Here is a 13,445-nt window from a genome sequence, read left to right on the forward strand (position 1 = left end):
TATAAAAATAATAAATTAAAGTATAATAAAGATAAAATTCTTTTTAAGTATTGGAAATTATTCTTGTAAAGAACTCTTCCAAATTCTCTTCACACAAATTCACTTTTCGGACTTTGATTCCAGAACTTACAAACAAGCTATTGAACTCATCCCTTAAATCCAAATTGGAAAGCAAATGAATGGTTCCGCCAATCCCCATTTTTTCACTGTTCTTATTAGAATCCAAATCATCAATATATTCGCCTAAATCCCTTCTAAAGCAGTAATCTACATTTTCCGCCATTCCTGTTTTATTCATGAGTTCAATTGCCAAATCAATGTCTGAAACTTCAAATTCGACGAATTTGTTTAATCTATTGTGAAGCTCTTCTCTACTTATCTCATCTATTAAGACACCATTGTCCATAAACCCTATTACATCAGCAATGTTTTCTATTTCACTTAGGATATGGCTTGAAATCAGGATTGTCACACCATACTCACAGGAGAGCTTTTTCAGCAAATCTCTGATTTCCTTAATTCCAAATGGATCAAGACCATTTATAGGTTCATCAAGAATCAATAACTCAGGATTATGCATAATGGCAGCAGCTATTCCTAAGCGCTGTTTCATTCCTAATGAAAAATCCTTGAATTGCTTGGTCTTTTCATGGTCCAAATTAACCATCTCCAAAACCATCTTAACATTTAGAGGATTATAGTTTCCTCGAAGCCGAGCAATTATCTCTAAATTTTCATAAGCAGTCAGGTTCTCATAGAATCCAGGAGTCTCTATAATTGAACCTATGTTAGAATAAACTTCATTTGAATATCTTTTAGGATCTTTTCCAAAGAGAAGAATCTCCCCTCCACTTGGATACACAAGGTTTAAAAGCATACACATTGTAGTGGTTTTTCCTGCCCCATTTTTACCTAAAAGACCATAGATCTTTCCCTTTTCCACATGCATATCTATAGAATTCACAACTAAGTTTTTTGAATACCTTTTGGATAAGTTAGTTGTTTCAATAACATAATCAGTCACCATATCACCTTTGATAATAAAATTTTTCAACTTTTCTAAAATTGAAAATAATCCTTTTTTTCTTAATTTATTTGAATATTATGTGCACAAAATAATCAAAGGAGGAAATTAGAAAAATATGTAATTAATTTTTTACTTTTGTTAAAAATTATTTACTTTTGTAAAAAATACATTACATATGTAATAATTATTTTACATCATATATAAATGTTTTGCTAAAATCAGACAAAACTTAATGGCATTATTGAAAAAGAAGAACTAAACTTTTATGAAAAAAGTATAAAATAAGAAATAAATTAATAGTATAAAGTGAATATATTTAATATTATAATTGTTAAAATACAAATTATAAATTCAAAGATTTAAAAAGGAATCAAAATGTCATTTCAAGATAATAAAATGCTAATTATGCCTGCTGTAGACATTAAGAATGGAAAATGCGTACAGTTAGTGCAAGGAGAACCAGGAACCGAACAGGTAATTATAGAAAATCCTGAAAAGGTTGCTGGAAAATGGGAAGATTTAGGTGCTGAAGTGGTTCATGTTATTGACCTTGACGGTGCACTTGAAAGCACAACAAACATAGAAACCATTAAAAAGGTACTTGATGAAGTAAGCGTTCCCATTCAACTTGGCGGAGGCATAAGAAGCATTGAATATGCAGAAGAATTGCTAAACCTTGATATTGATAGATTGATTATTGGAACCATGGGAATCAAGAACCCAGAAACAATAACTAAACTATCTGATGAATATGGCCGTGAAAGGGTGATGATCTCCCTTGACAGCAAAGACAATAAGGTTGTCATAAAAGGTTGGCAGGAAAAGATAGACAAGTCTGCAACTGAAATAAGCAAAGAATTCCAAGATCTTGGTGCAGGAAGCATATTGTTTACAAATGTTGATGTGGAAGGATTGCTTGGAGGTTTCTATGTAGATCCAGTCATAGACCTTGTAACCTCTGTAGACATCCCAGTTGTATACTCTGGAGGAGTAACAAGCTTGGATGACTTAAAGCAGCTCCAAACAACTGGTGCAAAGGGAGTTGTTATCGGTTCAGCATTATACAAAGACAAAATTAATCTTGCAGACGCTTTAAAATACCAAGATATAAAATAAAAAAAAACTTTATTAATATTATTATTTCATAAATGGAGAGAAAACATGAAAGTAATGGCAACAGGAGCATTTGACTTATTGCATCCGGGACATGGATTGTATCTTGAAAAAGCAAAGGAATTAGGTGGAGAAGATGCAGTCCTTGTAGTTGTAATAGCAAGAGATTCAACTGTTAAGAAGAAAAAGAGAATTCCTGTTATTGATGAGAATCAAAGATTAGAAATGATTAAATATCTCAAGCCCGTTGATGAAGCTTACATTGGTTATGATGGGGACATGTTCAAGATTGTAGAGGAGATCAAACCAGACATAATAGCTATCGGTTCAGACCAAAATCATGACATTGTAAAGCTTCAGGAACAACTGGATAAAAGAGGAATCAAAGCTGTAGCAAAAAGGGTTAAAGATTACAGGAAAGGAGAACTCGATAGTACCTGTAAGATAATCAATAGAATAAAGCACTCTGAATTGGAAGAGAAAAATTTAGACTGCAGCAACGTAATCAATGATGATTAGATTCAATGAAAAGAAAATAGATTAAGAATTATAATAACATAAAAATTAACAATACGAAAGGTGTAAAAATGGTAAGTGTAGCAATTGTAGGTGGAAGCGGATATACTGGAGGAGAATTAATCAGACTTCTTTCTGCTCATCCAGAAGTTGAAATAGTGGATATAACCTCAAGACAGTTTGAAGGAACTCCAGTGCACAAGGTTCACCCACATATTAGAGGAACTGATTTAGTATTTAGAAACAAAAAGCCAAGCGAATTGGATGCAGACATCATATTTACAGCAACTCCACATGGAGCTTCAATGAAAATCGTACCGGATTTACTTGATACCGGTGCAAAAGTGATTGACTTAAGTGGAGATTACAGATTCAATGACATTGACGTTTATGAAAAATGGTATGGAATTGAACATACCTCTGACTTAAAAGGAGTCTTTGGACTTCCTGAAATTCACAGAGAAGAAATCAAAAAAGCAACTTTGCTTGCTAACCCTGGATGTTTTGTAACTGGTGCTATCCTATCAGGATATCCATTGTCAAAAGCAAAACTTGCAGATAGAATGATTTTCGATTCCAAAACTGGAGTAAGCGGTGCTGGAGTAAATCCTGCTGCAACAACCCATTATCCAAACATTGGAGATAATGTAAATCCTTATAAGGTAACCCAACATAGACATATGCCTGAGATTCAACAGGAACTTGGTGCATTTTCAGATGTCAAAGTATCATTCACCCCTCATTTGGTGCCAGTAATCAGAGGAATACTTACCACTAACCATTGTTTCCTAGTTGATGGTGCAGATATAACTAGTGAAGAAGTATTGGACATCTATAAGGAAACCTATAAAGGAGAGCCATTCATCCAAATCTTGGAAGATGGAGAAATTCCACGCTTAAGCAGTGTAAGAGGATCCAACTATGCTCAAATCGGTTGCTTTGAAATGGATGAAACTGGCAGATTGGTTATCATTTCAGCTATTGACAACTTAGTGAAAGGAGCATCTGGCCAAGCTGTTCACAACATGAACATCATGTGTGGATTTGATGAAAAAACCGGTTTGGGCTTCTTTGGAATGCACCCATAATAATTTATAAAAACTTGAAAATAGTCTGAATTTGAATATTTGACAATCATGCAAATATTTAAATAGATTATTTTTAAAAAATAGTTCAAGAGGAAAAACTATGGAAAGAATAATTTTATACTATTCCGATGGGGGAAAAACAAAAGTAGTTGCGGAAACACTTGCAGTCAATTTAAGGTGTGATATCTGTCAAATCAAGGATATGAAAAAGCGTGACGGCATAATGAATAGATTCAGTTCAACCATTGATGCATTCAGAGAAAGCAAAACAGAAATCTATCCACCTGCTCTTGATCTTGAAGAATACGATACAATTTACATAGGCACACCTACTTGGGCAAACAATCCTACTCCTGCAATAATTACATTGATTGACAGATGCGACTTACGTGGAAAAGACATCGTATTGTTTACCACAACAAGCACTTCCGATGGAGAATCCGCTTTAGAGAAAATGGAAATGAAAGTCAAGGCAAGAGGTGCAAGGGTAGTTCAGCAATTCAGCGTAAAGACTAAAGATAAAAGTCTTGCTCAACTCCAAAGAGATACTGACAGCCTATTTGTGACTTTAGATTTAGCATTGTACTAAATCTATATTTTTTACTTTTTTCACTTATTCTAAATTTTTATACTGGTTTAAACTTTTTTTTACAATTATGCTCTTTTTAACAATTTAATATCAATTTTCCAATTCAAATCAAATATTGGAATGTTAATTAAGCAAACTATTTAATAATATAAACTAGAAAATTATTAATGTATAATTTTAATATAATAATTAATTATAATTTTTATATAATTATCACATATTAAGAAATTAAGTTTAATAGGTGCAAAAGAAAAATGTTAGAGAAAATGATGGAAAACCACAAGATCTTAATTGCGATTCCTATTATTCTTGCACTTTTATCATTAGTTCTTATAGGTTTTAACGGCTTAGAACAAGGTGTTGACTTAAAAGGAGGTTCACAAGCAGAGTTACAACTATTAGGTTCTGTAACTCCAAGTGAATTGGAAGACACACTTGATGCCAAATTGAACACCAACAATATAAAAGTTACAAATAATGGAAACAATAAGGTTACTGTGGAATTGGAAAACAATATCAATTCAAGTACATTTACAAGTGCCATAAATGGAAAGGCAAAGGTAATCAGCTATAATGAAATTGGTCCTGTCTTAAGTGAAGAGGCAATGGGGCAAATTTATGTTGCTATGATTTTTGCATTCCTGTTTATGGCAATTACAGTGTTTGTTGTATTTAGAGAACCTGTACCATCTGTTGCAATTATCCTCGCAGCCTTGTGCGATATACTAATTGCTCTTGGAGGAATGTCAATATTCAAGATTCCATTGTCAATTGCATCTGTAGGTGCATTATTAATGCTTATTGGGTACAGCGTAGATACAGATATTCTTCTTACAACCAGACTTTTGAAAAGAAGAGAAGGAACTGTGGAAGAACGTGCTAAAAATGCTATGTATACCGGTTTAACCATGTCCATTGCTGCAATAGCTGCAATGGGAATCCTATTCGTGGTAACCAAGATACTCATGCCTGAAGCAACTACATTAAGCAATATTTCTGCAGTTTTAGTAATCGGATTGATTGGAGATATTCTTTCCACTTGGTTAATGAACTTAGGAATTCTTAAGACTTACATCGATTGGAGACAATCCAAAAAGCAAGAAAAATATAATGTAGGTTCCTCTTCAAGCAAGAATAAATCTTCTAAATCTAAAGAAGAAACTTCAGAAAAAAAATCAAGTCTTAAGGATAAGCTTAAGAGGAAAACTGAAGTTGAAGATGATGAAGTAATGAATAAAATCCAAGAGGAATTGGAAAAAATAGACAATATGGAAGAATCTTCAGGAAAATCCTCAAACAAGAAGTCCAATAAAAAACAAAAGACTAAAGGCAATAAACGTAAAGCTAAAAAGAAAAAAGGAAAAGGAGGGAAATAATTATGGCAAGCGATTTATCTAAATTCTTTAAAGATAGACAAGTAATTATCCTCTTAATATTCCTATTGATTAGTATTGGAAGCATTGCTTTTTTAGGCGTGGAACAAGGTCTTGACTTGAAAGGTGGTTCTTCAATCCAATTGCAATTGGAACATCCAGTGAATGAGAGTACAATGAAAGTTGTAACCTCTGTTTTAGACAAAAGGCTTAACCTTTATGGTGTAAGTGATGTAAAGGTAAGGTCAAGCGGAGACCAAATGGTTATAGTTGAAATGGCTGGAAAGACACCAGAAGAGGTGGAGCGGCTGATTGGAAATCCAGGTATCTTTGAAGCTAAAATAGATAATGTAACCGTCCTTACAGGTAGTGATGTGGCTTCAGTTGAGGCACCAATTGTTGGAGATAGTGGAGAATGGCATGTGCCATTTACCTTGACAACAGAGGGAGCTAAGAACTTTGCAGAACTTGCTAAAGGAAAAGGTGGCCATGAAGTAGTGATGTATCTTGATGGAAAGCAAATTGATGAGCATCCTCCACAACTTTCCGGAGAATTGGCTGGTGGAGAACCTGTAGCTGAAGTTGAAGTAACAGGTAGTGCAGCAGATGTTGAAACTGCAAAAGAGGAATCCAACACAGTATTCACTGTTTTAAAAACAGGATCACTTCCTGTAAAAATCCATACTATCGGTTCAAATACAGTTTCACCTGAATTAGGTCAGCAATTTGCACAAGGTGCTTTAATTGCAGGATTATTATCCATACTCGGTATTGCATTGGTTGTATACATCAGATACAGAAGAGCATTCTTGGCAGTTCCAATCTTAATCACAACAATTTCTGAGATTATAATTATCTTAGGTGTCGCTTCCATTATTCATTGGAATATCGACCTTGCAGCAATCGCTGGTTTAATCGCATCTGTAGGTACTGGGGTAGACGACCAGATCATCATTACAGATGAGGTATTGCACCACGATGATGAAAACACAAGACACAGAAGAACCAGAACCCAAATGAATGTTAAAAATGCATTATTCATTATTTTCGCGTCTGCAGGAACCTTAATAGCTGCAATGTTACCACTTGCATATGTTGGATTTGCAAGAGGAAGCAGTGGTATCGGTACCATCGCAGGTTTCGCATTCACTACAATCATAGGGGTTTTAATTGGTGTATTCATCACAAGACCAGCTTATGCTAAATTCATTGAAATCTTTGTATCTTAATCAAGATTTAAAAATAAAAAACAATTATTAAAAAGAATAATTTTAATTATTCTTTCTTTTTTTCTATTTTTCTATTATTTTATATGCTATTTTTAAAAGTTTCATAAAAAATCATTTATAAAAATATAACAATTGTTAAGTATTTATAATATAAAAATAAATAATTATATGAAGGGATTAAACTAGTTTTAAAATTTAATGAATAATTAATTAAATAATAAAACAAATATATTTAATAAAAAAACAACGGAGATAAAAAATGGTTATAGTCATAGGTACAGGTGCAGGAGGTTCATTAATAGCTATGGAGCTTGCAAAAGCAAATATTCCTGTAACAATTATAGAAAGAGGACCATACATAAAGAGTAAAGACTCATTTGAGTATTATGATATGAAATACTACGATAAGCGTTTGAAAAATACAAACAGCATAGACTTATTAAAGACAACTTGTATTGGAGGATCCACTATCGTAGCTGCAGGAAATGGTGTAAGATTACTTGAAGATGAATTCAAGGAACTTGGAATAGACATATCTGCAGAATATGACAAAATCGAAGAATTGGTTGGAATTCATCAAATGGATGACAAACATATCGGCAAGGGAACACAACTATTCATAGACTGTGCAAATGAATTAGGATTTAAAGCAATGAGAATGCCAAAATTCATCAGAGATGAAGACTGCAAACCTTGTGGTAAATGTTCATTCGGCTGTCCAAGAGATGCTAAATGGAGCGGAAAGGACTTTGTTGACATAGCAATCAAAAATGGTGCAGAACTCATTACAGATGCAGAAGTCACAAAAATAATATTCTCGGATAAGAAAATAACTGGTGTTGAATACATTAAGGACAACATATCACAAACCATTGATTCTGACTTGGTAATCCTTTGTGCAGGAGCAGTTGACAGTGCAGCAATCCTTCAAAAATCAGGAATCGATGCAGGAAATAAACTCTTCTTTGACCCATTTGTAAGTGTTGGAGGATATTTGAAGGATATCAATTTCAACAGTGAAGTTCAGATGAATGGGCTTGCAATAGGAAAGGAATACATTCTTGCACCTCATTTCTCATCATTTATTGCGAAATACATCAAGGAATCAAACCCTGAAGTTGAAGATAAGGATATATTAAGCATTATGGTTAAAGTTGAAGATGATATGGTAGGTACCGTCGATGAGGATGGAAACGTATTCAAGTTCAATACAATTGATGACATCCGAAGATTGGCTCAAGGCTGTGCTGCAGCAGGTTCCATACTTGAAAAGGTAGGGGTTGATGCGACAACCATGACTTCAACAATCTTTAGAGGAGCACACCCTGGAGGAACTGCAGCTATTGGAGACGTGGTTGACAATAACCTAAAAACAGAAATAGACGGTTTGTATGTTGGAGATGCAAGCGTAATCCCAATGTCTCCTGGAAAACCTCCAATCTTATTGATTTTAGCATTAGCTTTAAGATTAGCTAATCATTTAATTGAAGAAGTCATTTAAACTTCTTTAATTAATAAATAAAAATAGTAAATAAATGAAATAAAATAAAAATCAATTTATTTTTTTATTTTTTAAATAAAATAGTATTTACGGATTTATTCTTTTTTAACCCATATTAATTAAAAATAAGCCAACACAACAAATTAAAATACCCATTACCTGCTTTAATGTAATATTCTCACCATATAGAACAGCACCAACAAATATCAGAACAATTGCCAAACCAATATTTGCAACAAGTGATGCAGAACTTACTTTCCAGCCTGCACGATATGCGAAGATATAACCTAATTCCAACCCTACAATAACCATTCCTAAAACAACTGAAGTCCAGTTTACATGAGACAATTCAATAAAAACATTTTCAGGTTTGACAAGAAAAACAAAAATAACGGCAGTGAAAATAGTTGCTACAGCATATGTTATCATCAATGCCCCAAAGGCATTAACATTACCTGGTGTTGATTTAGTACAAATATTATAAACTGTATTTGACAATAAAATCAATAATATAGGCCAAAGCATTTCCCACATATACAACACCAACTAAATTAAAAAAAAATAGAACAAAATAATTAAAATAAATCATCACTAAAAACTAATAGAATCATCATTAAAACTAATTAAGACCATTGAAAACTATTAAATCATTTATTATTCAAATTGATTATAAATCTCATTTGCTTGAACCAATCTTTCACAATAGTGACATCTTACTGTAATTGGATCTGATTCAACAAGATAAAACTTGCTTTCAATAGGTTCTTCAGTATTTGAAATACATTTAGGATTGGTGCATTTTACAATACCATTCAACTCATTTACCATTCTAACTTGGTCCTTTGCAACAATTTCATAATCACGTATAATGTTAATGGTTGCATCAGGAGCTATTAAGGAAATCTTATCTATTTCAGTATGGTCCAACTCCCTGTTTTCAAACTTCACAATATCTTTATATCCTAATTTTGAAGAAACATTCATAGCAAGTGTTACATTTGTTCCTTCCTTTGGAAGACCCAATATTTTCAATACTTGAAGTGCATTATTTGCAGGAATGTGGTCAATTACAGTACCATTCTCAATAGGCTTAACCTTTAGTTCATGTTTAGTCATGAATAATTATATCTTTTAAATTTTATTTATAATTTATTATAATAAAATTACATTTATGAATAGTTATATTTATTAAAAACAATAAAATAATAATGATAACTTTATAAAAAATTAAACTTTAAAAAAAATTAAACTTTAAAAAAATTAACTTTAAAAAAATAAAAATAATAAAAAATCCAAAAAGGAGTCTTAAAATGGAAGAACATATAGACTTATTTAAAAAAATATTAACTAAAATTGATGATAAGGTTGATTATGCAGACATTAGAGCAGGAAAAGGAAACAATACAAGCATAATCATGAAAGACAATCAAATTCAAGAAATCAACACAGGCATTTCCACTGTTGCAAGAATAAGAGTATTGAATAATGGAGCATGGGGATTCGCTTCTACAAACGATTTCTCCAAATTGGAAGAGATAAGTGAAAAGGCAATTAAAATATCAAACTCACTCACTGGAGACATTGAACTTGCAGAATGTGAAATTGTTGAGGATAAGGTAAAGACTGATAGAAAAATATCTGTAAGCGATGTGACCATTGAAGATAAGAAGGAATTGATTCAGGAAGCAAACAAGGCAAGCAATGTTGGAAAGGTAGTGAGTACAACCGTCAGCTATTCAGACGGTGAAAGCCAAACCGCTTTTGTCAGCAGTGAAGGAAGTGAAATTCTTGTAGACAGCTCAAGAGTGGCACTTGCACTTAATGCAGTTGCTTCAAATGGAGAACTGATTCAATTCAATCATGGCAGTTTAGGTGGAGTGAAAGGATTTGAGATATTGCATGATGCAGACATAGAAACTTTTGGAAGAAAGATTGGAGAGAAAGCAACCGAACTATTGGATGCAAAACCTGCTCCATCAGGACGCTTTACAATTGTAGCAGACAACAACCTTACAGGAGTATTCATTCACGAAGCTGTGGGACATGCTGTTGAAGCAGACCTTGTCCTTCAAGACGATTCAATATTGCATGATCAAATGAACAAGAAAATTGGAACTGACATTGTAAACATTTATGACGATTCAAGTTACAAGGATGGATTCGGCTATTACCCATATGACGTTGAAGGAGTTAAAACCAGAAAGAATCAAATCGTTAAGAATGGAGAGCTAGTATCATTCCTCACATCAAGGGAAAGCGCAGGAAAATTAGGAATTCCCCTTACTGGAAATGCAAGGTCATCAGTCAGTGACCAACCTATCGTGAGAATGAGTAACACTTTCCTTGAACCAGGTGACTTAAGCTTTGAAGAGCTTATTGAAGACATCAATGATGGAATCTATCTTAAGGGTTCAAGAGGTGGACAAGTTGATACCGGTAAAGGAATTTTCCAATTCAATGCAACTGAAGCATACAAGATTGAAAATGGTGAACTTGCAAATCACTTCCGTGATGTGTCATTATCTGGAAACATTCTTGAGACACTTAAAGGTGTTGATGGAATAGGTTCAGATTTCAAGCTTAGTGTCGGTTACTGTGGTAAAGGTGGGCAAACTGCACCAGTCGGTGATGGTGGACCACACACCAGAATTTTGAATGCAATGGTAGGCGGAAGTAGCTAAATCAAATAGCTATTGTTTATTCAAAATCAAATTAATTAATTTTTTTATCAAATTGATTTACTATCAATTTAATTGAAGCTAGAATTAAAATAAACGATTTATGATAAATAGTTAACGAATTGATAAAAAGATATGTGGAAGTTGTTTAAAAATTATATTTTAAAGAAAAATTACATTATAAGAAAAAATATTTTTAAAAATTTTTCTAAAAAATAGAAAAATATAATCCATAAATTAGTTCAAAAATTTGAAGGTGAAAATATGTTAAGTGAAGATGATGGAAAATATTTGTTGAGTGTAGCAAAAGATGCTATTGAAACATATGTCAAGGAAAATAGAAAAATTGACACACCTTCAGATTGTCCCGAATATATGCATGAGGAACTTGGGGTTTTTGTCACATTGAATAAGCACAATAATCTCAGAGGATGCATCGGTTACCCTGAACCTGTTTACCCATTGATTGATGCAGTCATTGATTCAGCAATTTCAGCAGCGATGAGAGATCCACGTTTTCCAAGTGTTGATGAAAGTGAATTGGATTCACTTGATTATGAGATTACCGTTTTGACCAAGCCACAAATCATTGAAGTTGATAAGCCAATCGATTATTTGGACAACATCATAATTGGAGAAGATGGATTAATTGTTGAACGTGGATTCTATAGAGGCTTGCTCTTGCCACAAGTTGCCCCAGAACACAATATGGGCAAGGAAGAGTTTTTATCCCACACTTGCATGAAGGCAGGGCTTAGACCAGATGCATGGTTAGATGAAAATACAAAAGTATACAAATTCCAAGGGCAAATATTTAAATAAAGCTTTTTATAAAAGTATTAACTTAAACAATAGAATATACCTATTAGAATTATTAAATATTTTATTATTAGAATTATTAAAAAAATCATATTTACAAAAATTACTAAAATTACAAAAAATTAAATTATTATGATTACATGGTGATAAAAAATGATGTTACCAACTATTCCAACTCCAGATGAATTATTAGATAAAGGTTTCAGAAGAGGTAAGAAGGCAGCTGATTTAAGAAGAGGAGAAAAGATGCCTAAACACTTGAAGGGCAAACGTATTGAAGAGACAAGAGTGATCACTGCTTGCCAAGTCATTAAGGACAGACTCAAAATGATCTTGGACCGTACCCCTGAAATCGAAGAGTTACCTGAATTTTATCAAGATTATATAGACATCACTGTAGGTGTAGATGATTTCAAGCAAGCATTAGGTGCACTTAATTGGGCTTATGGTATCATTACACAGCTCGAAAAGGAATATGGTGCTAAAATAAGAAAATCATCTTCTAAAAGGGCGACTGGCCTTAGGAAACAGGCTTATGGAAGAATCTCTTCAGTTGTGCATAAGATTGAAAAGGATCTTGATTTCCTTGACTTTGCAAAACAATCCTTAAGAAACATGCCTACTGTTGACTTTGATGCAATAAGCATAGTAATTGCAGGTTTTCCAAATGTAGGTAAATCAACATTGCTTACCCATATAACAGATGCGGAACCTCAAGTGGCTAACTATCCCTTTACAACAAAAGGTATTCAAATCGGACACTTTGAGAAAAAATGGCAGCATTACCAAATCATTGACACTCCAGGTTTATTGGATAGGCCTATTGGAGACATGAATGATATTGAATTGAATGCCATGGTAGCTCTTGAACACTTGGCAGATGCAATATTGTTTATTTTTGATGGATCTGAAACCTGCGGATACCTTCTTGAAAACCAATACAATTTATTAGAAGAGATTCAAAATGTATTTGATGCTCCTATCATCTACTTATTCAATAAGATGGATATTGCTGAGTATGATGGAATAAGACACAATTATGTACAACAGTACATTGACAAATGTGAAGACCCATTGCTCATTTCAGCTGCAGAAGGAGAAGGTATTGACGAGATTATCGACTTAATTATGAAAGTTGAAAAAAGAGAAAGAATTGAAGAGGAAGATGAATTTGAAGATGATGAGAATTACTTTGATTTGACTTAAGTAATTTTTCATATTTCTTTTTTAATTTTTTATTCTACTTCCTATTTTTATTAATTTTTTATTTCTAACTAATTTTTTATCAATGAATGATTTTCTGATTTTCATAACAACTATCTTTATCAAAACTTTTAGTAACTTTTTATTACTAAAATAGAAAAGTTTATAAATGATGAATTACTAGTATACATTATAAACAAAAAGTATACTAAAAAATTCTAAATTTTTTTTAATTTCTTAAAAATTTGAGAGAAATCATAAAAAATTAGTAATTTTGTATGCCAAATTAATAAATAGTATACAATCCAT

At 32.8% G+C, this 13,445-nt stretch carries 13 protein-coding genes; 10 read left to right on the forward strand and 3 right to left on the reverse strand.

Going from position 1 to position 13,445, the window contains the following annotated elements; all coding sequences use genetic code 11:
- Positions 1 to 43: 43 nt before the first annotated feature.
- The gene (locus VW161_RS04790; RefSeq protein WP_304087036.1) at positions 44 to 1,027 is read right to left on the reverse strand and encodes an ABC transporter ATP-binding protein; all 984 of its coding nucleotides are present in this window, start codon (positions 1,025 to 1,027) and stop codon (positions 44 to 46) included.
- 375 nt (positions 1,028 to 1,402) lie between these two features.
- Between VW161_RS04790 and hisA the strand changes: the two genes are divergently transcribed.
- From hisA to VW161_RS04825, 7 genes are all read left to right on the forward strand, one after another.
- A complete protein-coding gene (gene hisA, locus VW161_RS04795; protein WP_304087034.1) occupies positions 1,403 to 2,143 on the forward strand; it encodes a 1-(5-phosphoribosyl)-5-[(5-phosphoribosylamino)methylideneamino]imidazole-4-carboxamide isomerase in 741 nt (246 codons plus the stop codon).
- A gap of 45 nt (positions 2,144 to 2,188) precedes the next feature.
- Positions 2,189 to 2,659: an adenylyltransferase/cytidyltransferase family protein gene (locus tag VW161_RS04800; RefSeq protein ID WP_304087032.1), complete on the forward strand. Its 471-nt coding sequence runs from the start codon at positions 2,189 to 2,191 to the stop codon at positions 2,657 to 2,659.
- A gap of 68 nt (positions 2,660 to 2,727) precedes the next feature.
- On the forward strand, positions 2,728 to 3,744 hold the full coding sequence (gene argC / locus VW161_RS04805) for an N-acetyl-gamma-glutamyl-phosphate reductase (protein ID WP_304087030.1): 1,017 nt from the start codon (positions 2,728 to 2,730) through the stop codon (positions 3,742 to 3,744).
- A 100-nt stretch (positions 3,745 to 3,844) separates the two neighbouring features.
- The gene (locus VW161_RS04810; protein WP_304087027.1) at positions 3,845 to 4,333 is read left to right on the forward strand and encodes a flavodoxin family protein; all 489 of its coding nucleotides are present in this window, start codon (positions 3,845 to 3,847) and stop codon (positions 4,331 to 4,333) included.
- Positions 4,334 to 4,587: 254 nt separating this feature from the next.
- Positions 4,588 to 5,709, forward strand: a complete 1,122-nt coding sequence (locus tag VW161_RS04815) for a protein translocase subunit SecF (RefSeq protein ID WP_325192753.1) — start codon at positions 4,588 to 4,590, stop codon at positions 5,707 to 5,709.
- 2 nt (positions 5,710 to 5,711) lie between these two features.
- Positions 5,712 to 6,935 carry a preprotein translocase subunit SecD gene (locus tag VW161_RS04820; RefSeq protein ID WP_304087024.1) on the forward strand — a complete coding sequence of 408 codons (1,224 nt, stop codon included), beginning with the start codon at positions 5,712 to 5,714 and terminating at the stop codon, positions 6,933 to 6,935.
- Positions 6,936 to 7,194: 259 nt separating this feature from the next.
- Positions 7,195 to 8,436 (forward strand): GMC family oxidoreductase N-terminal domain-containing protein, encoded by a 1,242-nt coding sequence (locus tag VW161_RS04825; protein ID WP_304087021.1) that lies wholly within the window; start codon positions 7,195 to 7,197, stop codon positions 8,434 to 8,436.
- 105 nt (positions 8,437 to 8,541) lie between these two features.
- Here the strand turns inward: VW161_RS04825 and VW161_RS04830 are convergent, their stop codons facing one another.
- Together VW161_RS04830 and pyrI are read right to left on the reverse strand one after the other, a co-directional pair.
- The gene (locus VW161_RS04830) at positions 8,542 to 8,970 is read right to left on the reverse strand and encodes an EamA family transporter (protein ID WP_304087019.1); all 429 of its coding nucleotides are present in this window, start codon (positions 8,968 to 8,970) and stop codon (positions 8,542 to 8,544) included.
- A gap of 120 nt (positions 8,971 to 9,090) precedes the next feature.
- A complete protein-coding gene (gene pyrI, locus VW161_RS04835) occupies positions 9,091 to 9,552 on the reverse strand; it encodes an aspartate carbamoyltransferase regulatory subunit (RefSeq protein ID WP_304087017.1) in 462 nt (153 codons plus the stop codon).
- A gap of 194 nt (positions 9,553 to 9,746) precedes the next feature.
- Here pyrI and VW161_RS04840 point away from each other — a divergent pair, with 194 nt between their 5' ends.
- The 3 genes from VW161_RS04840 to VW161_RS04850 all read left to right on the forward strand — a co-directional run bounded on the left by VW161_RS04840 (position 9,747) and on the right by VW161_RS04850 (position 13,139).
- Entirely contained in the window at positions 9,747 to 11,117 is a 1,371-nt protein-coding gene (locus VW161_RS04840) for a TldD/PmbA family protein (protein ID WP_304087385.1), read from the forward strand.
- Between the two features lie 261 nt (positions 11,118 to 11,378).
- Positions 11,379 to 11,936: a TIGR00296 family protein gene (locus VW161_RS04845; RefSeq protein ID WP_304087383.1), complete on the forward strand. Its 558-nt coding sequence runs from the start codon at positions 11,379 to 11,381 to the stop codon at positions 11,934 to 11,936.
- 150 nt (positions 11,937 to 12,086) lie between these two features.
- Positions 12,087 to 13,139, forward strand: a complete 1,053-nt coding sequence (locus VW161_RS04850) for an NOG1 family protein (protein ID WP_325192754.1) — start codon at positions 12,087 to 12,089, stop codon at positions 13,137 to 13,139.
- Positions 13,140 to 13,445 lie beyond the last annotated feature (306 nt).

The organism is Methanobrevibacter ruminantium, assembly GCF_016294135.1.
Taxonomy (GTDB): domain Archaea; phylum Methanobacteriota; class Methanobacteria; order Methanobacteriales; family Methanobacteriaceae; genus Methanobrevibacter; species Methanobrevibacter ruminantium_A.

Excerpts from the sequence above, each read along its gene's own strand:
- VW161_RS04825 (WP_304087021.1), top strand. The coding sequence starts at position 7,195 with ATGGTTATAGTCATAGGTACAGGTGCAGGAGGTTCATTAATAGCTATG.
- VW161_RS04840 (WP_304087385.1), top strand. The coding sequence starts at position 9,747 with ATGGAAGAACATATAGACTTATTTAAAAAAATATTAACTAAAATTGAT.
- VW161_RS04800 (WP_304087032.1), top strand. The coding sequence starts at position 2,189 with ATGAAAGTAATGGCAACAGGAGCATTTGACTTATTGCATCCGGGACAT.
- VW161_RS04810 (WP_304087027.1), top strand. The coding sequence starts at position 3,845 with ATGGAAAGAATAATTTTATACTATTCCGATGGGGGAAAAACAAAAGTA.
- VW161_RS04850 (WP_325192754.1), top strand. The coding sequence starts at position 12,087 with ATGATGTTACCAACTATTCCAACTCCAGATGAATTATTAGATAAAGGT.
- argC (WP_304087030.1), top strand. The coding sequence starts at position 2,728 with ATGGTAAGTGTAGCAATTGTAGGTGGAAGCGGATATACTGGAGGAGAA.
- pyrI (WP_304087017.1), bottom strand. The coding sequence starts at position 9,552 with ATGACTAAACATGAACTAAAGGTTAAGCCTATTGAGAATGGTACTGTA.
- VW161_RS04815 (WP_325192753.1), top strand. The coding sequence starts at position 4,588 with ATGTTAGAGAAAATGATGGAAAACCACAAGATCTTAATTGCGATTCCT.
- VW161_RS04830 (WP_304087019.1), bottom strand. The coding sequence starts at position 8,970 with ATGTGGGAAATGCTTTGGCCTATATTATTGATTTTATTGTCAAATACA.
- VW161_RS04845 (WP_304087383.1), top strand. The coding sequence starts at position 11,379 with ATGTTAAGTGAAGATGATGGAAAATATTTGTTGAGTGTAGCAAAAGAT.
- VW161_RS04820 (WP_304087024.1), top strand. The coding sequence starts at position 5,712 with ATGGCAAGCGATTTATCTAAATTCTTTAAAGATAGACAAGTAATTATC.
- hisA (WP_304087034.1), top strand. The coding sequence starts at position 1,403 with ATGTCATTTCAAGATAATAAAATGCTAATTATGCCTGCTGTAGACATT.
- VW161_RS04790 (WP_304087036.1), bottom strand. The coding sequence starts at position 1,027 with ATGGTGACTGATTATGTTATTGAAACAACTAACTTATCCAAAAGGTAT.